The 23323-nt window shown below is 41.1% G+C and carries 16 protein-coding genes and 2 pseudogenes; 11 read left to right on the top strand and 7 right to left on the bottom strand.

Annotation, left to right across the window (positions count from 1 at the left end):
* Positions 1-290: 290 nt before the first annotated feature.
* The 3 genes from ACYQ3Q_RS03780 to ACYQ3Q_RS03770 all read left to right on the top strand — a co-directional run bounded on the left by ACYQ3Q_RS03780 (position 291) and on the right by ACYQ3Q_RS03770 (position 5472).
* Complete coding sequence (locus tag ACYQ3Q_RS03780; RefSeq protein ID WP_459927322.1) at positions 291-1973, top strand: IS1634 family transposase; 1683 nt, start codon at positions 291-293, stop codon at positions 1971-1973.
* Between the two features lie 558 nt (positions 1974-2531).
* A complete protein-coding gene (locus tag ACYQ3Q_RS03775; RefSeq protein ID WP_459927321.1) occupies positions 2532-4298 on the top strand; it encodes an IS1634 family transposase in 1767 nt (588 codons plus the stop codon).
* 202 nt (positions 4299-4500) lie between these two features.
* The gene (locus tag ACYQ3Q_RS03770) at positions 4501-5472 is read left to right on the top strand and encodes an abortive infection family protein (protein WP_459927320.1); all 972 of its coding nucleotides are present in this window, start codon (positions 4501-4503) and stop codon (positions 5470-5472) included.
* A 35-nt stretch (positions 5473-5507) separates the two neighbouring features.
* On the opposite strand, the gene ACYQ3Q_RS03765 is transcribed toward ACYQ3Q_RS03770, so the two are convergent.
* The 3 genes from ACYQ3Q_RS03765 to ACYQ3Q_RS03755 all read right to left on the bottom strand — a co-directional run bounded on the left by ACYQ3Q_RS03765 (position 5508) and on the right by ACYQ3Q_RS03755 (position 7517).
* Positions 5508-6395 (bottom strand): IS3 family transposase, encoded by an 888-nt coding sequence (locus ACYQ3Q_RS03765; protein WP_459927319.1) that lies wholly within the window; start codon positions 6393-6395, stop codon positions 5508-5510.
* On the bottom strand, positions 6349-6687 hold the full coding sequence (locus ACYQ3Q_RS03760; RefSeq protein ID WP_459927575.1) for a transposase: 339 nt from the start codon (positions 6685-6687) through the stop codon (positions 6349-6351). Before ACYQ3Q_RS03760 ends, ACYQ3Q_RS03765 begins: the two co-directional genes overlap by 47 nt.
* A 122-nt stretch (positions 6688-6809) precedes the next feature.
* Positions 6810-7517: a two pore domain potassium channel family protein gene (locus tag ACYQ3Q_RS03755; RefSeq protein ID WP_459927318.1), complete on the bottom strand. Its 708-nt coding sequence runs from the start codon at positions 7515-7517 to the stop codon at positions 6810-6812.
* A gap of 479 nt (positions 7518-7996) precedes the next feature.
* Here ACYQ3Q_RS03755 and ACYQ3Q_RS03750 point away from each other — a divergent pair, with 479 nt between their 5' ends.
* Both ACYQ3Q_RS03750 and ACYQ3Q_RS03745 read left to right on the top strand, forming a co-directional pair.
* Positions 7997-8725, top strand: a complete 729-nt coding sequence (locus ACYQ3Q_RS03750) for a DUF421 domain-containing protein (RefSeq protein WP_459927317.1) — start codon at positions 7997-7999, stop codon at positions 8723-8725.
* 12 nt (positions 8726-8737) lie between these two features.
* Positions 8738-9102 (top strand): annotated as a pseudogene (locus tag ACYQ3Q_RS03745) (DUF4363 family protein).
* A gap of 724 nt (positions 9103-9826) precedes the next feature.
* Here the strand turns inward: ACYQ3Q_RS03745 and ACYQ3Q_RS03740 are convergent.
* Positions 9827-11602, bottom strand: coding sequence for a reverse transcriptase/maturase family protein (locus ACYQ3Q_RS03740; RefSeq protein WP_459927316.1), 1776 nt, complete (start codon positions 11600-11602; stop codon positions 9827-9829).
* A gap of 670 nt (positions 11603-12272) precedes the next feature.
* Here ACYQ3Q_RS03740 and ACYQ3Q_RS03735 point away from each other — a divergent pair.
* From ACYQ3Q_RS03735 to ACYQ3Q_RS03725, 3 genes are all read left to right on the top strand, one after another.
* On the top strand, positions 12273-13142 hold the full coding sequence (locus ACYQ3Q_RS03735) for a C1 family peptidase (protein WP_459927315.1): 870 nt from the start codon (positions 12273-12275) through the stop codon (positions 13140-13142).
* Between the two features lie 504 nt (positions 13143-13646).
* Positions 13647-14267, top strand: a complete 621-nt coding sequence (locus tag ACYQ3Q_RS03730; RefSeq protein WP_459927314.1) for a hypothetical protein — start codon at positions 13647-13649, stop codon at positions 14265-14267.
* A gap of 27 nt (positions 14268-14294) precedes the next feature.
* Positions 14295-15407: an IS91 family transposase gene (locus tag ACYQ3Q_RS03725; protein WP_459927313.1), complete on the top strand. Its 1113-nt coding sequence runs from the start codon at positions 14295-14297 to the stop codon at positions 15405-15407.
* 344 nt (positions 15408-15751) lie between these two features.
* Here ACYQ3Q_RS03725 and ACYQ3Q_RS03720 read toward each other — a convergent pair whose 3' ends face one another.
* Positions 15752-16249 (bottom strand): GNAT family N-acetyltransferase, encoded by a 498-nt coding sequence (locus ACYQ3Q_RS03720; RefSeq protein WP_459927312.1) that lies wholly within the window; start codon positions 16247-16249, stop codon positions 15752-15754.
* A 938-nt stretch (positions 16250-17187) separates the two neighbouring features.
* On the opposite strand from ACYQ3Q_RS03720, the gene ACYQ3Q_RS03715 reads away from it, so the two are divergent.
* The 3 genes and pseudogenes from ACYQ3Q_RS03715 to ACYQ3Q_RS03705 form a co-directional block, all read left to right on the top strand.
* On the top strand, positions 17188-17607 hold the full coding sequence (locus ACYQ3Q_RS03715) for a putative zinc-binding protein (RefSeq protein ID WP_459927311.1): 420 nt from the start codon (positions 17188-17190) through the stop codon (positions 17605-17607).
* Between the two features lie 77 nt (positions 17608-17684).
* Positions 17685-18509, top strand: coding sequence for an MIP/aquaporin family protein (locus tag ACYQ3Q_RS03710; RefSeq protein ID WP_459927574.1), 825 nt, complete (start codon positions 17685-17687; stop codon positions 18507-18509).
* Between the two features lie 97 nt (positions 18510-18606).
* Positions 18607-18793, top strand: a pseudogene (locus ACYQ3Q_RS03705) (DUF1287 domain-containing protein); the annotation flags it as partial.
* Between the two features lie 214 nt (positions 18794-19007).
* Here the strand turns inward: ACYQ3Q_RS03705 and nifJ are convergent.
* Positions 19008-22622, bottom strand: coding sequence for a pyruvate:ferredoxin (flavodoxin) oxidoreductase (gene nifJ, locus ACYQ3Q_RS03700; protein ID WP_459927310.1), 3615 nt, complete (start codon positions 22620-22622; stop codon positions 19008-19010).
* Positions 22623-22944: 322 nt separating this feature from the next.
* Positions 22945-23199: a pro-sigmaK processing inhibitor BofA family protein gene (locus ACYQ3Q_RS03695; RefSeq protein ID WP_459927573.1), complete on the bottom strand. Its 255-nt coding sequence runs from the start codon at positions 23197-23199 to the stop codon at positions 22945-22947.
* Positions 23200-23323 lie beyond the last annotated feature (124 nt).

Here is a 23323-nt window from a genome sequence, read left to right as displayed (position 1 = left end):
TTTTTATCGTATTGATCGCAATACCGCGAAAAAGCTAACTTATAAAAATATAGAAGAGTAAGTAATTTTGATAGGTGAAGAGGAGGAATACAAATGACAGAAATGGATCTTAAACTGGACTTCAACCATAAGTGCCCTTTACTATCAACAAACCCGGTAATTTAGCCACTTCTTGATCTTCATGTAGTATAGACTTATGACGAAATAATAAGTAAATATTGGCTAAAATATATTGATATTGAAAGGTTTTTCCTCTATAATAGTAGTGTAGACTACTAGGGGGGATCACTTTGTTTGTAAAAGTTACGCCTCGTACCAAGAGTGGAAAGACCTACTACTTTGCCGAATTAGTTGAAGCTTACCGAGATAGTGGGAAAGTGAAGCATAGACGACTCTTATACTTTGGTAGTGTAGACCTAGAGATTGCCGAAAAGCTCAAAATCGTCTTCTCTAAGGATTTCGACTCATTTACTAACCTGAACAAGGTTGATTTCTCGAGTGCTGTACCCTATGGCGCCTTTTTCTTGATCCATTCGATCTTTGAACGGCTTGGTATGTTCGATCTTTTTAAGAGCCGCTTTAAGTCAAAGGACAAACACATTTCGACTGATACGACCTTAACTTGCCTGAAGACCATGATTTTTCAGCGTATTATTCAACCAGACAGTAAATTAGCTCTGACAGAGTGGCTCGATGCAACCCCCATCCAACATTTTCTTGGTAAGGATGCGACGCTGCCTGATTTACAAACAATTTACCGTTCGCTCGAGGCTTTAAACGATAATTTTCCGATTGTCGAGCAATGTCTTTATCAATGGGCTGAGACTGTATTTCAGCAGAATATGCAGGAACTTTACTACGATATTACAAGTTCCTATTTCGAAGGTCATCAATGTATCATTGCAGACTACGGCTACTCTCGAGACCATAGAGGTGATCGTGAGCAACTGGTCATCGGACTGGTTACTACCCCCGATGGATTCCCGATTAAATGTAAAATCTACTCAGGTAATACCTCCGACAAAACAACGGTATCAACGATCGTGGAAGAAATTAAAAATGCCTACAAAGTTAAGGAGTTTATTTTTGTTGGAGACCGAGGTATGTTAAGCGAAAAAAATATTAAAGCAATTATAGGGTTAAACCAGAAATACGTGATGGCGATCCCTCGGGCCTGGAGTAAGAAATACCTTCAAAATATCGCTATTGACGAAGCTCAAATGAAGGAGATTCAAGACAGTCTTTTTGTACGGTTCTTGCCGTCAGTTGAGGGTCAAAGGTTCTTGTTATGCCTAAATACCCAGAAAAGAACGGATGATACAGAGTATCGAAACCACTGCATAGAGACCATTAAAGAAGGGCTCGAAGCTTTGAACAAGACTTTGGCTGAGGGTAAGAAAAGCCAGATTAAGTCACGTGATGACATTATGAAAAAAGTCGGTGCTCTATTAAAGCTTAATAAAGCAGGCAAATATTTTATCGTTCAAGGCAAAGATGACAATAGAGGGCACTCAGGATTTGTTTTAGAGTACAGCGTAAACCAAGAGAAGCTAGACTCCGATCAACGTTTGGATGGTACCTTTGTCATTCAAACGAATGAAGAAGGATATGAAGGTGACAAACTCGTCAAAATCTACAAGAACTTAAATAAGGTAGAAACCGCCTTTCGCATCATCAAAAACGACCTTGATATTCGGCCAATGTATCATTGGAAGGAAGAGAGAGTCAAAGGACATATCTATATCTGTGTTCTGTCGTATTTTGTGGTTATGGCGCTTGACTACATCGCCCAACAGAAGAAGGTCCAAAAATCGGCCCGCAAAATTCTGAGGGAGTTACATAAAATTGGCTTAGTAGAGATTCATCTTCCGAGTGGAGAAAAAAGGTATTCGTTAACGACGATCGATAAAGATAAGCAGTTATTACTTAATTCCTTTGGCATCAAAAAAATGAGGTTGCCAGGTGTAGTCTAGAAATTTTTAGAGGAATCCCCATTATTGGCGACTTTACGCTAATTTATGGTTGAAGGCCAGCTTAAAGGCGTGGTGGCATGCCCCGCATGTGGAAAGGGATTTGTATTTGCATACTCAGACGCGAAAGGCCATGCTTCGGTGCCCTGCATAAGATGTAGTAGAATTATAATGGTTGATTATGAGAGACTTGAGGCAACGTTAATACCACCTAAGAGGAGAAAAAATCTAACTTATGGGAAGTGAATACGAGACCGAGCATTAAAGACATGGCAACTGCCATAGTTACCCACATTCCGCGGGTGTGACCTGTTGATGAATAGTTTTTTATTGTCATAGATGTAATAATGAGGAATGTGCAATAGAATATCTTTCGCTTGAATTATGCTCATTGAGCGTTATCACTTGATTATTCGATTGTACGTTATCCTCTTTTGCAAGTGAATTAATGGTTCATTTATTAGGTTTGTAGGTTTTTATGGGGTTTTTAATAATAGCTGGACAAACTGAGCCCTGTAATTTATGATGTTATCAAAAGTCTGTAAAAAGAGGGATGGCATCATGAAAATAAATGAATCAAAGAAGAGTACACCGACCCTGAAGATTAGTTTTTTAATGGCCATGGCGAACAAATTTCTTGAGAATATCGGCTTTACTGGGATTATCAACAATCAAACCGACGAGGGGACGAAGAGTCGTTCTAATATGGACACCGGAAACTTAGCCAAAGCCATCATTTTATCGACATTCTATAGCATGAGAGCCCCTCTTTACAAAATTGAACGTCGATTTAATCACAATGAGGTGGATGTCGAGTACTTCTTTGGTAAAAATGCCAAAGTCGGATCCCTCAATGATGACGCGTTGGGGGATTGCCTTGATAAAATTGCAGCTGCCGGAGATGAAACGCTCTTTAAATCCGTTGTGTTAAGTGCCCATACCACGTATGATATTGCCTTTAAGAGGCTACATGCCGATACCACCACCGTCTCCTTTTATGGGGAATACGCTGACGAAGAACCCCAAGTTTTTGATAACGCATTAGACATTGAGTCAGGACAAGAGCCTCGTGAAGAAAGCCAGATGGCAGAGAACACCACTCTAAACATTACACAGGGATATAACAAGGACCATCGGCATGAATGCCCCCAAGTGGTCGTGGGCAAGATCGTTAACGAACATGGCATACCGCTCGCTGCAAAAGTTATGGATGGGAACACTTCGGATATTGAATGGAACAAAATGGCGATTGATCTTGTCCATGATTTACAGGAAAACGGCTTGAACCAAGGGATTTATATAGCGGATTCAAAGCTGATGACAACGGATCTGGTCAGAAAAATGCTCCAAAAGCCCAAGGGAATCCAATTTATTTCAAGGTGTCCGGCGAACTTCTATCATAAATTGGAAAGCAGAATGGTAGAACGAGCCTATACAGAGAACCAGTGGCAGGATATTGGAGTCCTGGGCAAAAGCAAAAAGGCTTGCAACTATTGCGTGCAAGGGTTTAGCGAGCGATTTGAGGAAACCGATTTGCGTGTCATCGTGGTCCAGACTTCCGCAGGGGAATCCCGATATAACAATAAATTGGAGAGACAGCGCAACATCCTGGAGACGGCCATTGAAGATAGTTCGAAAAAGAGCTTTGCCTGTGAAGCAGATGCCGTAGCGGAATGGGATCGGTTTAGCAAAAAGCACAGTAAGCTTGCCTATGTGTGTCAGGTCGTATTTGAAGAGACAAAGACCCTGAAACGCAGACCGGGTAGACCTTCGTTGAAAGTGGAGGTTCCAAATGAATACAAATCGACTTGGAAAATCCATATCACTCTGGCAGGACTTGACGAAGAAAAGGCTAAAACACTGAAAGAATCTGAACAATCTTTCGTGCTGGTTTCCAATGTACCCGTTGAAGAAGCTTCAGATAAGGATATTGTTGCCTATTACAAAGATCAGATGGTGGTTGAGATAGATTTCAGATACTACAAAGAACCCTGCCTCGCATCGGTTATTTTCTTAAAGCATCCTCATCGAGTGAGGGCTCTGATGATGCTATTAAACGTATCCTTGCTGATACGAGCTTTAATTCAATATAAACTGAGAAAAGGACGCAAAGAATGGACAGGTGAACTCCCCAAAATTGGCTATAACGGGGCAAAGCTTCAGGATGCCCCGACCTTTGCTTTCTTACAGTATGCTTTAGAGGAGATGCATTTTATAAAGATTGGACATGAAGAATACACTTTTTATCTTGATGATAGCTTAAATACACTAAGGGGCATGACGCTATTAAAGATAATGGGTATGGAACCCAAGGACTTAATGGAATAAATTAACTATTTATTTTCTCAGAATGAGCGCGGAATGTGGGGGATATGATGGAAAAATGCAGAAATCTTATAGAGGAACAATCTGGGCGCTTCGAAAGTCCTCCACTGTGCGAGTATGAGATTAAATTGCCTTAACGTGCTCAAGTGATACACAGAGTCCCGAGAAATAAATAAAAAGCAATAACTCAGGGAGGATAATGAACTTGCATAAAATAAGTGAAGTAACGCGCACTGATATTTTTGATATACTGACTAACGGTTTCGTTGACATTGAAATGGTGGACAAGCCACATCCGGACTATTTCTATTACCAAGAAATTGTTGAAACTGAACTTAAAATGAACTGTTCAGGGCGGTTGGATGAAGCTACCTTTTTAAACAGATTATTTAAATTAAAAGAACTTCCATCCACAGACAGCAGATACAAAGATGCAGAAAGTGATATTTGGAAGCACACTGTTGCCAATGATGATTGGGAAAATGGCTGGGTATTTAATGATAGAAGGTTCGAGTTATACCACGGAAATGATGACGAAATTCTCCTTACTTTTCTAAGCGAAATATTTCACCCTGCAGTTCGGAATGAGAAGCAACCTTGGATGAAATTTTTAAACAAATTAAATGAACTGTTAAAGATTGATGGATATGAGATTTGCGAAAAGGATCACATTTCTGGACGAAAAGTGTATGGATGGAGAGAGATTCAATCTGGTCAAAGAGTCGTGGCCGGACAAATAGATAATATTAAGCAGTCATTTAACACGAATTATGTGAGCATACAGGTGGACTTAATGTATGAACTCATTAATACCGCACCCCATTCAGCAATCGGCAAAGCTAAAGAACTATTAGAAATCTGCTGTAAAACTATTTTGGATGAAAGGCATATTAAATTCAACTCGGATCTTGATTTAAACCAGCTTATGAGAACAGCTTGTGAAAGCATTGATCTAAGTCCCAAAAAGCTCAAAGAAGGTGTAAAAGGTCAAGACATTGCAGGAAGAATTTTAGGAAATCTTGCAAACATCTCACACGGAATGGCAGAGCTTAGAAATTTATACGGGGATTGGCATGGGAAGTATAGTGGCTCGGATGTAAAGACAAAAATAATCAAAAAGATAATGTACCAGATATTGTATAGTAGTAGTCTTCATTTTGTTAGAGCGCATCATTGAATTTTGTGCTATGTAGTGGCCTACCGAGTGTAGGACTACGCACTCATTTGTAGTAAAGCAGGGTAATATATATCTGCCGGAGTTTCGTAATTCAATGCTGAGTGCAATTTCACAAAGTTATATTTGTGAATAAATCCTCCAATTTGTTTCCTAGCATCCTTGATATGTTCATAATCCTTAAGGTAGACTTCATCATATTTAAGTGTCCTAAACCATCGCTCTATGGGTATGTTGTCAGCCCATCTACCCTTACCATCCATGCTGATTTTACTCTTGTTATTGATAACAAATTCAATATATTCATGGCTTGTAAATTGGCTGCCCTGATCGGAATTTAATATCTCTGGTGTGGCAACAGCATAGGCCATCTTTAGGGCATGGATCACCATTCGTGTGGATAGAGTGTCATCCAGCTCCCAGCCAACGATGCACTTGCTGTGCCAATCAATGATGGCAGTTAAGTAAATGAATCCACGTCTTAACTTGATGTAGGTAATGTCGATTGACCAGGCCTGATTTGCTCGGGTGATGACGGCATTACGTAGTAGATATGGGTAGATCTTATGTCCCTTTGTAGGCTTGGATAGGTTGGGTTTCGGATAAATTGCAGAAATGCTCATCTCTTGCATAAACTTCCTTGTTTTGAGCCTACCAATTTCAATGCCTTGTTTTTGTAATGTTTTGGATATTTGCCTTGAGCCCCAAGATGGGCTTTCGGTATGGATTGCATCAATTTTATGCTTAACCATTATTTCAAAGTCGGAAGGCTCTTTTGGTGCGTAGTACACGCTTGTTCGGTTGACGTCTAAAAGCCCTGCAACAGTGGACAAGGGTAGCGGTTTATCGCCATTTTCACTGTTCTTATGATCCTTGATTTCAGCCTTTTGGGCGTGGAGTAAACCGACTCTCCCAGTCAGGTCCAAGAATTTCTTCAGATTTTTTTTTGAGCCAATCGACTTGTGTAGTCAATTGACCGACCTTTTTATATAAGCTATCGTTTTCCCGCTCCTGATCCTTAACTTTCTCCTGTAACACCTTGTCCTTTTTGTTATCAAATACATTGGCTGCATTAGCCAAAAATTCATTCTTCCAGTTCCGCAGCTGGTTAGGCGCTATCTCATGGGTGCTGGCGATTTCGTTTAGTTCTTTTTCGCCTCGCAAAACCTCCAAAACTCTCTCCGCCTTAAATTCTGCGCTAAATACTCTTTTCTTCATCAATAATAAACCTGCTTTCTTTAGTGGTTTTATTATATCAGGTTCATTATCTTTTCAGAAAATCTTGTCGAGTTTTCCTAGACCATTATATCCATCGTTGGTTCTCTTTAATTCCTCACGTCTTAGGAATCGGCAAAAAAGACAATCCCCATTGTAAAGATATATATAAAGAACATGACTTCAAGAGTTACTAGAATTCTTGAGGCATTACTGATTGGCGAGAAGTCTCCCATGCTTGCAGTAGAAAAGGTTGTAACACTAAAATAGAAAAACGTAAATAATTCGGTGACGATGTCATTTCCGAAATGACTTCCTGTAAAACTTCCCGGAACCATGTTATATTCAAGGTCATAAGCAGCTGTAAAATAAATTAATAAAAGAGTAATGGCCAAAACCACCGGAATAAATGCTGTAATCAAAGGCCCATCGGTAGCTGTCAACACCTTGAACACATAGTATGACACACCTGCAGTTGCGATCATTGAATAAATGACGACTACAGCCGATCCGACCGGAGTACCCTGAGGCTCAGGATATCCTTCAAAACTCCCTTTATTGCTCTCATCCTTCCATTGCTTATGGTTCGCCATAAGCAGCAATAAGATCACTGCTCCAGCCCCAACAGCGGCAGGCAATAAAGGCCAAATATCAGCAGCAACAATATCTCGTTCCGTAAGTCCCGCAGACTTATGCTCAGGTTTTAGGAAAGGCTTAGAAGTGTTGATGGCTTCCTTCCCCTTCTCGACAAAAGGATAATTTATAGGGCACTGTTGTGGCGGATACCAAATATACGGAGGGTATTGACCCTTAAATTTATCCCGCGGACCCATTCCCTCACCTCCTATACCATAATATTCCATATAGTTGAATTCTGTGTTTCTTTAAAACATAAATACAACCACCACTTTAATAGTATTGCTTTATTAGAAATGGCTGTTGAACTAGTTTTATATTCCTCTGGATGAGTTAGTGTTAAGAAATGAGTGTGAAGGATAAAAATCACGAATCAGAGAATAAAAACAGCCAAATCGAATAGGCTCCACGCGGGTATCACGGAAAGCAAGTCAGGAACTTTTTTCGTGGTAATTTAGATGGATCAGTCATTGGCCCGTTCTATCCAATGGCTTTACTTTGTTTTTACCACCAGTAATGATGGGGACATCCATATTGTGGGTTATTGCTCTAGGAAGATGAGGATGTCCCCGATAACCGTGATACCCCATTGTGTCCTCTAAGTTATTGTTATGGTATAAAGATTTATTCATGTCAGATAATACCCTTTGACTATGCGAATTATGGAAGGTGTAATATGGATGAGGGTTTAGTGGTAATTGTTAGAGCTTTTATAGGTTTTTTCTCTCTTCTGATCTTTACAAGAATCATTGGCAAAGGACAGATAAGTCAGCTTAACTTTTTCGATTATGTACTCGGAATTACAATTGGTTCCATTGCCGCTACCTTAACAACCGATTTGTCCAGTCGGGCTTGGCCACATTGGGTAGGCCTTCTTACTTGGTGTGCCTTAGGATACTTGATGGAAATCATATCCTCTAAATGGCGCTATGCAGCAAAATTTTTAGAAGGGGAACCGACGATTGTCATCATGAACTGCAAAATTATGGAGAATGCGTTAAAGAAAATGAAATATAGGATTTCAGTGATTTTAGAAATGCTCAGGAACAAAGGGGTCTTTGACGTGACTCAAGTTGATTTTGCAATTATAGAGCCCAACGGTCAGATTTCGGTCCTATTAAAACCAGAAAACCTACCTTTAACTCCCAAGGACATGAACATTGCAGTTTCCCCCTCAGGAATAAGTTCCGAATTAGTTTACGATGGTATTATTGTCGAAGAAAATCTAAGACAACTTAAGAAAGACAAAAAATGGCTACTTAAAGAGCTCAAAAAGCAGGGAATTCGTGACATATCAGACGTTTTCTTGGCAACCTTAAATCCATCAGGGAGTTTGTATGTGGACAAGTACGAAGATCATCTTAAAAATATGACAGATATTGGTGATTATAAAGGACCCTACTAAGGAGATGTTTTTATGAGACGGTTTTTGGTGATATCTATTCCAATAGTTACACTCGTTTTCTTTGTCATGGTCATGCTAAGTGGTGATCTATTAAAACAACCCCTATGGGGAGACGACAATATTCCACAATTCATCGAAACGCTTGTACAGGATATCAATCACGAAAATTGGGAAGCAGCTAAGCTAGATACCGAAAATTTAAATAGAGTTTGGGATAAGGTCGTTAACAGAGTCAATTCAGTTCAGAACGTGATGAAATTAACGCTTTCTCAACCAATATTGCCAGGCTTAGGGGTGCTATACAAGCGAAAGATAAATCCATTGGTCTAACGGAATTAAGTGAGGCCTATGAACATTGGAAAGAACTTGGTAAATAAGAGTGTGTTCTTGCCAAATATGGTTGTTTACCCGACCGTTCCACTCCTACTTAAATTTGCCTTCACATGTAAAATGGTTTTGCTAGGGGCAAATGCCAATTAGGGAACAGATCTAAAAAATTTTCATAACATAAACTGAAGAGGAATTGATGAATGTTATGTTTAACAATTATAGAACTGATTTACTACAACTATTAGTTTAGTATACGAAGAAAGAACTGGTGATATTATATTTCTTATTGGTACAATAATAGCAATAGTTTCTACCTATCAAGCTGAGCAATCTATAATTGATAAACTATTTATGATTAAATCCTTGGAAAAATCAGCGTATACGATTGCAACTGCAAGCGGGCTCTTTTTTATTGCAAGTATTACTTTTGCTCATGTGGCTATCGTTAGGATGGTAGAATTGAAAAGTAACCTTAACACAAGCACTTCAAATTTGACTATAAAGGCCAGCCAAGTTATAGCCATTGCAAATATTATATAAAGTATTGGGTTCGGCTTAGCAGCGATTGGGAATCTAATAAGGATTAGAAGTTTAAGTGGTATTACTGCGATATCTCAATAACATTAATGCGTTGGTTGAGAAGATAGAAATTCTCACACCAACGCATTTTATTTTTGAGTATGAAATAGGCGGATTAGCAAAGTAACCCGCCCCTTCCCGAACCGTACAAGCGACTTGTCACCGCATACGGCTCTCCATATTCCAAATGGGTTATCGTCGTTTCAGCTGATTAAGCTGGAACCTGTCAGCTTCGACATTAGCAAAGCAGTGTGCGCAAAGGGGTATCTGACGCCTGTTGATGGCCAGCATGATCGTGGCAATCGGTGAGTAGGGCTTGTCGAGCTTCTTCTTCGTTTTCCTGTGATACATGCTGACATGGGACTGCTGATTACCGCAGATGTAGCAGGCACGGGCAAGCGGGTCCATCAAGCTGAACTTGGGCAGGAAAAGAAACGATATAACTGCCAACTTGATTTTGGCGAAGAAGTTCTTTTGTCTCGAAAAAGATTTGTATAGTGCCAGACTGACTGAGCAGGCTTTACCTTTGACATTTGTGTAATTGATCATGAGAGCTTTGCTGTATCGGGCGAACACTTTCTTTATGCTGATGTCGAATTTGCGAGCCAGAGTTTTAGCTATTGAAAACGTTACGATGTATTGGATGCGCGCACCCATATAGAAATTGGTGCAGCCACGCTGTTGAGTCAGGAGTCCACGCAGTACCTGGTTGCCGTATTTGATGATTTCTTTCGGAGATTCTCTAAAGAGGCGAGTGATACCTTTGGGATAGCCATTGCCTGTACACATACCGTTTTCACGTAGCTTTTTCAGAATACCATCCGTATTCATGTAAATACGGATGGTTGAGTCAAAAGGGTTGGTTTGAAATTTTCCGTGTTTGACAGCGCCCTTGCGAATGATATATCCGAGAAAGGTCACGTCACTATCTACGGCATGTGTAATTTTGGTTTTCTCGTTGCTTAACCTTAGGCAGAGTTCGTTTTTCAGGAACTCCTTGATTTTCTGCTTCAAGTCAACGGCATAAGCCTTGGGAGCAATCAGGCCAATCAGAAAATCATCAGCATATCGCACATACTTCACTCTGCGGAAATTGGGGTCGTAGCTGTCCTTGGACGGGAGGTTCTCCATTTTATATTTCAGGTGCTTAATGGTTTTTGGGTCGCTGCCGTTGCTGATCGCCTTTTTGTAAAGGTATCTTGCTTTGGCGTAGTCAGGATTTTGCTTGCGGTAATCACCTGTGGTGTCCACCTCGATAATGTTTTCCATGAATCTGTCCAGTTTATCGAGATAGATGTTGCAGAGTATGGGGCTACAACAAGAACCCTGTGCGTTTCCGGTTTTGGTTCCGTGGTAAATGTGCCGCATGTCGAAGTAACCGGCCTTGAGTATCTTATTGATAAGCCGGATGAAACGTTCGTCGTTAATACGCTCACGAAGTATCGTTTCAAGTGTGCGATGGTCGATTTCATCAAAGCAGGCGGATATGTCCCCCTCAATAAACCAAATTGAACCTCTCCACGTCTCCACCTCAGCTATGGCGCTTTGTGTAGACCGTTTTGGCCGGAAGCCGTGAGAAAGGTTTGAGAAGGTAGGTTCGTAGATGCACTCCAGGATAATGCGGACTGCCTCCTGAACGAGCTTGTCCTTTCCGTTTGGAAAGCTAAGTTTGCGCATTTTACCATTGCTTTTTGGTATCATCGTTGTTCTGTTTGGCTGAGGCAGGTAGGACTCGTCGCGCATGGAAGCGATAAGTTCCGTAATCCATTCCTCGCAGAAGCCATGCAGGGAGGTGCCATCAGCGCCAGAGGTCTTCGCTCCGTCGTTGGACTTTACGGAGTTGTAAGCAATGATGTACAAGTCCTTGTTGTAGAACAATCGGTAAAGGTCATCGTTAACATAGCAATGGTCGGCATTGTTTCGACGGCGATAACCTTCCAATCTTTCCACGAGTTTTGATTGCTCCATTCAAAGCAACTCCTCTCAAAATTGGAACTTGGAATACTGCCCCCCTTCACCATGTACCATGCATTACAGAAGGCCGTTAGGCTACTGTTAGGGCTCTCTGCCATATACCGAGAACGGCACTTAGGCAGGTCACGTTTGACAGTTTCATATAGTGTCTCCATACGTAGGTATCCGGTTGGTCGTTACCCTGCTTACCGCAGGTGCGTCAATAGGCCTGCTTATGCCCAATTCTTCAAATATTGGGCATACCCATTGATACCAGTTTTTATTACGTCCGGTAGCGCCCGAAGCCACAGACCCGGATTCAGCCCCTAGGCTTTACCATATATGGCCTGACTCGCCAGGCCACTCGACAGCACTTGCTGTCTAATCCTGACTTTACCGACATGCTGTTGTCCCCCAGAGGCTTTCGCATGAGGTTAGTCGGTTGTCTTACATCGCAATTGCAGGAGCGATGATTTCTACGAAATATATATGAAACGCACAACGTGCGCAATGAAGAGCGGGATGAGGGTGGAGGAAGGAGGGGAATAAAAATTTGGAATATATGCTGTGCTGTCTTGAGTCGTATACTTTTATTTATTCCGGGTTATCCCAAAGCTCGTCACGTTTAACTTGCATATGAAATATATTATATTGGACAACTAATACGATTGTAGGAGGAAAAAAGATGGTTGATGGGTTAATCAAACCTGGAACGGGCTATGTACCCGATCCTTCGGATTCGAGAGACTATACAGTTGAACACCCTCAAATTAAACCGTTCTTTGATAAAATGGGAAGTATTAGCTTAATTATTGGACACAGCCATGTGGATTTAAGAAAATGGTGTTCGCCAATTAGCAATCAACTTTCGCTCGAATCATGTTGTGCCTGTTCAGGAGTTGGTATTCTTGAATATTTTGAGAATAAAACCTATGGTAAATATCTAGCAGCGTCCAGACGGTTTTTATTCAAAGTTACCAGAGAATTATTGCATAGGCAAGGTAATGTAGGAGTAACTTTGAGAGACACAATGAAATCAATGGTATTGTTTGGTCTCCCGCCAGAAGAGTATTGGCCTTATAGTGAAGAAGAATTTGATATTGAGCCATCGGCGTTTGTTTATGCTTATGCAAATAACTACAATGCCTTAAAGTATTACCGGTTAGATCCTCCGGATACTTCCCGTGGGACCTTGCTAAGAAGAATTAAGACTTTAGCTTGTATGGGGCTACCGTCAATGTTTGGTATGGATTGCTATGATTCCTTTCCGGAAGAATCGACTACCGGAAAAATACCTTTTCCTGCACCTGGCGAAGGGGTAAAATTCGGACACGCTATGGTTGTTGTAGGTTATGATGACCGAATGAAGATTATGAATCCGAACCCGGGCGGAATAGAAACAACTGGGGCCTTTCTCATTAGAAATTCATGGGGCACAGGGTGGGGAGACAATGGTTATGGTTGGCTACCTTACAAATTTATTTTAGAAGGTGTTGCAGTAGACTGGTGGTCTCTACTGAAAAACGAATGGCTTGATAACGATGAATTTATATAAGAGTTAGCATGATATTACCTGCTCTGTTAAAAAAAATTATTAGTTACTGCTTTTAAGTGGGTTAAGACTAAACCCACTTAATTTTTTTGTCCGACAAGGGAGTTGTCTTATGAGGTAAGAACCCTCAATGGGACAACTGACAGAGATGATAAGACAGAGAGGAGCCTACGATCATATATAATTATGAAATTATCAAGACTTTTCTAAGACGTCATATCATACACTCGATGTGTTTTTTTGGCACTACACGAACCTTAGTCACGGCAATATAAAAATATATCCCTTTTAACGTGACAGGGCACGTGGAGACCGTGGTTCTCCTGCAAAGAAAACACAGCTAAAAGGCTTGCAAATTAAAGGCCTTATGGATATATTCGATGTTTTGCTCGGTCACATGGGGCTGTATGGGGGAATATTAACTTTGTCCATCAGGTTTCAATCATATATGAATAGAATTTTCAACGAAGAGCACCTTTCGAATTAAACATGTTATATCAAAGGCAATTGTCTACCAGGGAACAATTATTGAATGAGATACTACGCGTAAAATTGACTTTGAAGAATCTGTCAGACAATTCCAATGTTTTAAATGACAAAGAAAAATTATTTCAATTTATGAAGAAAACAACTGAGGATGAATTAGGCTTCTTTCCCGCCGACAGAGATGTTTTTTTTGATATTTTTGAAGCTTTAAAAGATGTTGATTTAATAGATTTCACTCTTGAGATATATAAGAATGATCGTATGGGTACGGTTATCTCACCGAAATATTTAAATGCATATATCAATGAAAAGATCCAGAAACTTAAGCCACAGAAAATACTTATTACTGAGGCTGAAAAGCATTTATCTGGGCTTAGGGAGATCATAAAGCAAAACTATAATTTTGAGTTATCATTAACAACCCAGCTTAAACCGATGAACCTTTTACTGAAGTTAGCCTTTGGCGAGAAGTCAAATGTGACAACCCGGTTTGAATCAATCTATACAGATTGCTTGCTGGATGAAAAGTTTGATTATATATATTCACTTCCAACCTTTGGATACAAGCCAGATGAACTTGGCAGAACGTTTATCACCAGAGAAAGCGATGGGGTGGCTACTCAAAACATGCTTCCTCCGTGAAAAGTCCTCTTGATGGGGGCGATCCGATTGCCTGAACTTCAGGATATTTTTAAACAGGTTCAACTCAAGCGTCTTTCTCCGGCTCAGGCCAAAGCGTTCCATATGATTCGGCTTTGTCGAACCTCCACCCTTGGTTCCCATGCTCAGGTTTGCACGGACTGTGGTGTTAAGGAGGTTTCCTTTAATTCCTGTCGTAACAGAAATTGTCCAAAATGCCAACATTCTGTTCAGCAGGAATGGGTTGAGGCTCAGATGTCCAAGCTTTTACCGGTCGGTTACTTCCACGTCGTTTTTACAATTCCTCAGGAACTTAACACCCTTGTTTTCCAAAATCAAGCGCTTCTTTATTCCCTTTTGATTCAATCCGTAGGAAATACCTTGATGGAACTGGCTTCTGTCCCTAAATATCTCGGTGCTACGATCGGCGTTACTTCAGTCCTCCATACGTGGGGACAAAATTTATCGTTCCATCCCCACGTTCATTGTATCGTCCCTGGTGGGGGGCTTTCCAATGATGGACTTCGCTTCGTCCGTTCTCGTAAGAAGTTCTTTATTCCTGTTAAAGTTATTTCGAAGAAGTTCAGAGGTAAGTTCCTCGACCTTCTAAAACAGGCCTTTGACAATGGGGAACTTGCTTTCTTTAACGAGGCTACCACACTTGCGTTAAGAAGCAATTTCCTTTCTCTTGTCGACACTTTATATGACAAGAATTGGGTTGTCTTTTGTAAGAAACCATTTAAATCTCCGGGTCACGTTGTTCGTTATCTTGGCCGTTATACGCACAGAGTTGCGATTAGTAACTCCAGAATTCAGGCGTTTGACGGTCAATCGGTTAGTTTTGCCTGGAGGGATTATAAGGATGGCAACAAATCCAAAGTCATGACTCTTGATGTTGCTGAGTTTTCAAGACGGTTTCTTCTTCATGTTCTCCCAAATCGCTTTGTTAAGATCAGACATTATGGTCTCCTTAGCAGCCGTAATATTAAGTCAAAGCTTTATAAATGTATGAGGCTTACCGGGAGGAAGCCCTTGCATCCAATTATTAAGTCAAAGGAAAACAATAAAACCTGCCGTTCCTGTGGAAGTACACATATTATTACGCTTATTCCTTACTCTTCGGCTACGTCCTCAAGTCCATAATAGCTGTAAAACTGAAGAGCTACGGAAGACTACCTTCTTGGGGAGGGGGAAAGTCTACCCATTATTAGGTTTTTGTTATGCTGTTTCTAAATTTAACGAGAACAAACTCGTCCTGATATCCTTACAAGAGAATTTATACCCAGTTGGAAAAGATTGAATTCCCATATAGATTGAGTGCGATCTGCAGACGGTTCAGTACAACAGGAGATTCATAAGGGTCAGTTTTCTGCATCGAATTATTACTTTCCTTTTAGCTATTGATTTTAATCAATGGCTTTTTCTCTATCTAGGACCCTCATAAATCTCTAGAAGTTATACGGCGTCGGTTAAGACTATCTTAAACCTTAGCTAATGTTCTTCTTCATTTTTACTGCTGGAAGGTTCTTCCCAGACCACTTTAATTTCACCTGCTCGATAATGTTGAAACCTTTTGAAATCCAGAAATTGAGTACATTTTTATCGTAGCTGGTTACAACATCAATTCTTATTCGTTTAGATTTATGCACCTTTGCAAAATGTTCGAACCCTTTGTAAACCTCCGAGCCAAGACCTAAATACTGATTATCAGAATGTAACATTAATAGTGACAAATAGCTTTCTTCGTTAACTAAAAAGTCCAACACACCTATAGATGTGTTACTATTTTTTAGCATCACTTTACTAGACATAAAGCCGATCTCTTTCATAGTATTCATTTCATCCTCAACCCATTTGGCATTAATCCTTTCTCTGTCTAAATGAGCCATTAAAAAGCCAGGGTTGGAGTTATAAATTTCTACAATACTGTCAATGTCATCAGCGGCAACCACGCTGATATATGTTTTGTCCGTTTCAAATAGCATAATTATCTTCCACCTCTTATTAAGTTATCGAAAAAGCAGCAAAATGGACCCTTAAACTAATCCCTTACACAAATGCTTAGATGCCGTATAACGTTGGTTTAACGAACTTCGTTAATTGTCTGTCTGATTGACTTAATGCGAACCTGTTCGTATATTTTACCTTTACTGTCACATGGAATTTATTCATCAGCTAGAAATAATTTACCTTTATTTTGCTCCTTGGGTCCTATAACTCACACTATGACAAGTTCATCAAAATTGTATTCTCTGTTTAAGTCCAAATTCTCCATTGAGAGCGGATTTACCTGTTTTTATTTTCCATCTTTTTGGTTCATTTAGTGTGTTTTTGTTCGAAAGGTCAAAGTCCGTTTCTCTCGCTCACGTCGATTTACTATAGTGTTTGATTCGGGTTTCTCCTATTCGGGTCACGTCTAATCCTTGGGGCATGGATAGTGCCAGCCTGGGCATACCACCCCAAAAGATCGTATATTAAGAGAAGGATGAACATGCCCCATCCTAGAGACAATAAACAGCAGGGATTAGCTGCTATGAAGAAATATTTAATGCGTTGGTTGAGAAGATAGAAATTCTCACGCCAGTGCATTTTGTTTTTGAGTTGAAGAGTGGAATGAGGTGGAGGAAATAGAGGAGTAAATTTGAAAACCCCATCTTGTCCGATAATGGTTGTTACATAAACACGACCAAAATTCGTTGGTTGCTGTTTTCTAAATTCTTATTTAGGTTTTTTATTTTAATATTTCCGGGTAGTGCTCTAAACTATATACGCAAATCCAACATTGACATATTTACATATCCATATTATTATTAAATACGCGTTATACCCCTATAGGGTATATAAATCAGGAGTTAATTGTGACAATTGGTACCAAAACTTCATCTGAAGTAATTTTTTTTATTAGAGGAGGAAGACAGTGGGAATGAATATAAGTAAAATTGCTATCACACCTTGTGCCGGAATTGGTCAGATTTTCGGCCCAATAACACGGGAAGCAGGATATAGGCTAGTGGATGATCTATACCCTGAACAAACAGTATTAGTATGTCCACCTGCTTTGGCCGTGGATATTCAAGAGGATATCGATTTCATCAATGAGTATCCAGTGTTAGTCTTAAACGGTTGCAAAGATCGCTGTGCTTCAAAGATGATTTTGAAAAAAGGCGGTCAAATCGATGCTGAGGTTTATTTGCCAGCTATCCTCAAACAAGACAAACTCTCTTTGCATGGCGAAAAGAGAAGCAGGCTTGGAGCAAAATCTGAGTTGGCTATCCAAAAGATGACCGAAAAGGCCAGTTCACTTATCCTTAAACTTTTACAAGAAGAGAATATTAATGAATAAACACGTCCACTGGGTGAATTATTATTGAAGATGCTAAGGCTGTTATAAACTAAATTAGTTAACGGAGATGATTTGCTATCAAGTACAAACGCGAATTTATCGGAGAATTCCTGGGAACTTTTTTGTTGGTTCTGTTCGGGTGTGGAGCAGTCGCAGTGTCTGTATTGTTTGATGCTCATCGGAGCTTAGTGGAAATCGCATTGGTTTGGGGAATCGGTGTCAGCTTAGCCATTTATGCCACACGGCATTTATCCTGTGCCCACCTTAATCCCGCTGTCACTCTGGCAATGGTGACAAGTAAAAGAATGTCGCTAAAAAAAGTACCCACTTATCTCACCGGCCAGCTTTTCGGCGCTTTTTTCGCGGGATTGGTCTTGTATATTTTATTTGAACCCTCCATTTATGCCTTTGAAACTGCCCATAATATCATTCGCGGCGCAGCGGATTCCGTGCAAACAGCGAAAATGTTCGGCGAGTACTATCTACAGCCGGGAAGCAGTGCTGTAGTATCCATGCCTTTGGCGATGGGCGCTGAAGCTTTTGGTACTTTTTTGCTCGTTCTCATGATATTCTCTCTGACGGAGGGCTGCAATCTGGGACGACCCGATAACAACCTGGCACCAATTTTTATTGGGTTAACAGTAACCTCGATTATCTGTCTGATTGCACCTCTGACTCAGGCCGGATTGAATCCTGCCCGTGATTTCGGTCCCCGTCTTGTAGCATGGATTTTTGGGTGGGGCGCTGCTGCATTTCCCGATCAATCCGGTGGATTCTTCTTTGTATACATACTTGCTCCATTGATTGGGGGTCAGGTAGCGGTCTTGCTGTTCACACGCGTGCTGGAGCCGCTGATGAATAGACCGGATGTGCAATGCTGCTGCAATAACGATGATAATTGAAATAACTGATTTCGGGAAGAAGTTAAGAGGGGATTATCATGGCCAAAGATGAAATCGGAATACTATTTGAATATGCAAGAGGTAGTATCCACTGCTTTGGCAGCCCGGGGACATCGTGACTTATGGCCCACCCAATTGAGCATATCGTCATTGTATCCGATAAACGCAGATCTGATGGCGTCCCTTATATTCTCCATAACGCGGGACCCACAACTAGTGAATCCGATCAATTGCAGAGCTGGCCTTCCCAGATGACGGGTCATTTTCGCTTTCCACGGTTTTAGGACAAAGCTTAAGGAATTGGTTAAGCGAAAGATATCCACCTCACGGTGGACACCCTTGCTCTTGGCTAATGGTTGGCAACTACAAGCCCCCATAGTGTACTTTCACCACCAAGTTAATCGCCATGCGTGACGCACTAAAAAAAGGAGCAGGTTTAACCTGCTCCTCAGATCTAATGATGTTATAGTGGCAATTCATGAATTGCCCTTACGAGCCTTAGTTCCACTTTTGGTCAGCTAGACGTTTGTAAGAATCATAGCGGACCTTTGCGTATTTTTCAGCACCCTCAAAGAGTTCTTCTGCACTATCCGGGAAAGTATTCAGCAAGGAAGAGTAACGAACTTCGCCCATGATGAATTCTCGGAATGACATAGTTGGCGCTTTGGAATCTAAGCTAAATGGATTCTTGCCTTCCTCGATCAGATCTGGGTTAAAGTGATAGAGATGCCAGTAACCGGAATCAACTGCTTTCTTCGCCTCTTGTAAACTCATGGTCATACCTGCCTCCAGGCCATGGCTGATACAGGGCGCATAAGCAATAATCAAAGAAGGTCCTTTATAAGCTTCGGCTTCTTTAATTACCTTAATCGTTTGAGCCATGTTAGCGCCCAAAGCAATTTGCGCGACATAAACATATCCATAACTCATAGCCATCATGCCTAGGTCTTTCTTCCGAATCTTCTTACCCGCTGCAGCGAATTTGGCCACTGCTGCTCGAGGAGTAGATTTGGAAGCCTGTCCTCCAGTATTGGAGTAAACCTCGGTATCCATGACAAAAATATTCACATCGTCACCGGAAGCTAAGACGTGGTCTAAGCCGCCAAATCCGATATCATAAGCCCAACCGTCTCCACCGAGGATCCACTGAGACTTTTTAATCAGATTATCTTTTAAAGCAATAATTTCTGCGAGGACTTTGTTATCCCCGACGTATCCTTTAAGTCCAGCAAGGACCTTAGCTGTCGCTACTTTAGAAGCGTCAGCATCATCCCAACCCGTAAGCCACTCTTGGAAAGCTTCCTTAAGCTCAGCACTAATCTCCATCTCCAACGCTTGATTCAGCAAATCAACAAGTTTTTCACGGAGTTGACGAACTCCCAAGTACATTCCATAGCCGAACTCTGCGGTGTCTTCAAATAAGGAATTAGCCCAACTCGGTCCTTTACCTTCTTGGTTAGTGGTATAGGGAACTGCTGGAGCACTGCCACCCCAGATGGAGCTACAGCCAGTTGCATTGGCAATCATCATACGGTCGCCATAAAGTTGAGTGATCAATTTGATATAAGGTGTTTCACCGCACCCTGGGCAGGCACCGTTGAACTCTAGTAACGGTTGAGCAAACTGGCTACCTTTAACTGTATTCACGTCAAAAAGTTTGCTCTTGTTTGTGAGGGTCATCGCAAACTCCCAGTTCACCGCTTGTTGTTCCATTTGTTCTGCTGCTGGTTTCATGATCAGAGCTTTACCTTTAGCTGGACAAACTTCAGCACAGTTCCCACATCCAGTGCAATCTAACGTACTCACCTGAACACGGAATTGCAGACCTTCAGCCCCTTTACCGGCCGCTCTCTTGGTTGCGAAAGTTTCCAGAATGTTTTTCTCCTTTTTGTTTAGCTTCTCATCTACCAGCTTTTCCCGAAGTTTCTTGATCTTGAAGTGAGCATTAGCATAGTAATTTTCTAATTTCTCAGCCTCGTTCATTAAGAACGGGCGAATCGCCGCGTGTGGGCAAATATAAGAACATTGATTGCATTGGATACATTTATCGATCTGCCACTCTGGTACCATGACAGCGATACCACGTTTTTCAAAACAGGCGGTTCCTACTGGGAACGTTCCATCTTCACGTCCTAAGAACGTGCTCACGGGGAGGCTATCTCCCTCTAGCGCATTCATCGGGCGAAGAATGTTTTTGATGAAATCTGGCTCTTCAACAGTTGCGGCAGCCTGAGCTTGTGCGTTATCTGCATTTTCCCAATCAGCCGGGATTTCTACCTTAATTAGGGAAGAAACGCCGTGATCAATTGCCGCAATATTCATATCCACAATGCTTTGTCCCTTATTACCATAGGTTTTTATGACGGAATCTTTAAGATAACCAACGGCCTCTTCGACAGGAATTACGTTTGCAAGTTTGAAGAAGGCAGCTTGCATGATCATGTTAATTCGGGAACCGAGACCAATTTGACGAGCGATTGATACGGCATCAATAATGTAGAAGTTGACATTATTTTTTGCAATCGATTGTTTCATAGCAGCCGGAAGTTTTTCTTCTAGTTCTTCCGCTGTCCACTGACAGTTCAAGACAAAGTTGCCACTCTTCTTGACACCTTTTAGGAGGTCATATTGGTAAACATACGTTTGATTATGGCAAGCGATATAATTCGCGCTCAAAGTTAAATAAGGAGATTTGATTGGTTTTTTACCAAAACGAAGGTGGGAAACCGTAATGCCTCCGGATTTCTTACTGTCGTACTGGAAATAAGCTTGCGCATAAAGCTTGGTGTGATCCCCAATAATCTTAATCGCTTGCTTATTTGCACCGACTGTGCCATCAGCACCGAGTCCCCATAATTTGCAGGAAATAGTCCCTTCAGGCGCAGTGTCGATGATTTCATCTTCCGCTAATGATTTATAAGTTACATCATCCACTATACCTATGGTAAAGCCATTTTTCGGTTCTTCCGATTGAAGGTTTTTATACACTGACAGAACTTGAGAAGGAGTCGTATCTTTAGAACCCAAGCCATAACGTCCGCCGACGATCACCGGTTTGATATCGCTTGTGTAGAAAATAGCATTAATGTCCAGATAAAGAGGTTCACCTATGGCACCGGGTTCTTTTGTACGGTCAAGAACCGCAAGTTTCTTAACAGTTTTAGGCAACACTTTAAAGAAGTAATCACTGGAGAACGGACGATACAGGTGAACTTTAACTACCCCAACTTTTTCCCCTTTTGCCACGAGATAGTCAATTGTTTCCTCAATCGTGTCACAGATCGAGCCCATTGCCACGATGACATACTCTGCATCGTCTGCACCATAATATTGGAAAGGGTGATATTCACGGCCAGTAAGTTCCTTGTATTCTTGCATAGATTGTTCAACTAAATCAGGAACAGCAGCATAGAAACGATTAGAAGCTTCACGGCCTTGGAAGTAAACATCCGGGTTTTGAGCCGTTCCGCGCAGAACTGGATGCTCGGGATTCAACGAACGGTCACGGAAGGCTTGCACCGCTTCCATATCTAAGAGTTTTGCAACTTCTTCATACTCCGGTACTTCAATTTTTTGAATTTCATGAGAAGTACGGAATCCGTCAAAGAAATGAAGAAACGGTATACGGGATTTGACCGTTACTAAGTGAGCAATAAAGCCCATGTCCAAAGCTTCTTGTACGTTGTGTGAAGAAAGCTGGGCAAAACCCGTCGACCGTACGGACATAACATCCTGATGATCACCAAAAATTGAAAGTGCATGCGTTGCCAAAGCACGGGCGCTAACATGGAATACGCACGGCAGAAGTTCACCGGCAATTTTATACATGTTGGGAATCATTAAAAGTAACCCTTGCGAAGCAGTATAAGTCGTAGTCAACGCCCCTGCTTGAAGTGAACCGTGTACTGCTCCAGCAGCACCTGCCTCTGATTGCATCTCCACTACCTTAATAGTTTGCCCAAAAATGTTTTTCCTGCCATGAGCAGCCCATTCATCAGCAAATTCAGCCATAGTTGAAGATGGGGTGATGGGGAAAATTGTGGCAACTTCTGTAAATGCGTACGACGCGTGTGCGGCCGCTTCGTTGCCATCCATAGTTTTCACTTTAGCCATTATTCGTATCCTCCTAACATGTGATGTAAGAAATCTAACTTCAAGGCTTTTTGGAGGGTGTACCCTCCTTGCTATCCCCTAAGTCCAAAAAATAATAATACTATGTGAAAGTTTTTAATAGTCTGAAATCTAACTACAAAAAAATATAATTCTACCTATAATTAAAATGTCGCCGTTTGTTAAGGAACTAATTCACATATGGTCCAAATGGTTTCCCTTTAGACTGAAGTATACCCCTTAATTGTTTCATTCGTCTATAATTTATAGTCATGTATCTTGAATACAATTCCTCAAGACCTAAACAGTACCCAATTAACACCTATTAGATCCCCAATAACTGGAGCACAGTTAAGGCTAAAACGCCGGGAAACCCTAGAAGACCAACCATAGCTATCGTGAAAATATTAATAGGAATCGCGTATCCCAGAATACTAAGCAAAAAGTAGAACAACCAGAGTCCCACAATCCCACCTAACATATGAATAATTAGTTTCAAAAATAAGTTTGGCTTCCCGAGTGCAGAACGGACAACTAATCCTATAAGTAAAATGAACAGACCCAGAAAAATCAAGGTTATGTGAATTCTCCTTCTCATCCAGTGCTAGTCCCTAAATAAGTATGCACTCGCAGGACAAAGAAGACCTTCATGTTTGACAGGGAATTTTAAAAAAATTAGCATTAATCGGGTAGGAGGCCACCCA

It is taken from the genome of Desulfosporosinus burensis (assembly GCF_054657535.1).
Note: the sequence above shows the minus strand (reverse complement) of the source record. Positions and strands in the feature narration are given on the sequence as shown.

Bases quoted from the DNA above. Each gene is read 5' to 3' on its own strand.
- ACYQ3Q_RS03775 (WP_459927321.1), top strand. From the start codon at position 2,532: ATGAAAATAAATGAATCAAAGAAGAGTACACCGACCCTGAAGATTAGT.
- ACYQ3Q_RS03760 (WP_459927575.1), bottom strand. From the start codon at position 6,687: ATGAAGAAAAGAGTATTTAGCGCAGAATTTAAGGCGGAGAGAGTTTTG.
- ACYQ3Q_RS03755 (WP_459927318.1), bottom strand. From the start codon at position 7,517: ATGGGTCCGCGGGATAAATTTAAGGGTCAATACCCTCCGTATATTTGG.
- ACYQ3Q_RS03750 (WP_459927317.1), top strand. From the start codon at position 7,997: ATGGATGAGGGTTTAGTGGTAATTGTTAGAGCTTTTATAGGTTTTTTC.
- ACYQ3Q_RS03740 (WP_459927316.1), bottom strand. From the start codon at position 11,602: ATGGAGCAATCAAAACTCGTGGAAAGATTGGAAGGTTATCGCCGTCGA.
- ACYQ3Q_RS03735 (WP_459927315.1), top strand. From the start codon at position 12,273: ATGGTTGATGGGTTAATCAAACCTGGAACGGGCTATGTACCCGATCCT.
- ACYQ3Q_RS03720 (WP_459927312.1), bottom strand. From the start codon at position 16,249: ATGCTATTTGAAACGGACAAAACATATATCAGCGTGGTTGCCGCTGAT.
- ACYQ3Q_RS03715 (WP_459927311.1), top strand. From the start codon at position 17,188: ATGAATATAAGTAAAATTGCTATCACACCTTGTGCCGGAATTGGTCAG.
- nifJ (WP_459927310.1), bottom strand. From the start codon at position 22,622: ATGGCTAAAGTGAAAACTATGGATGGCAACGAAGCGGCCGCACACGCG.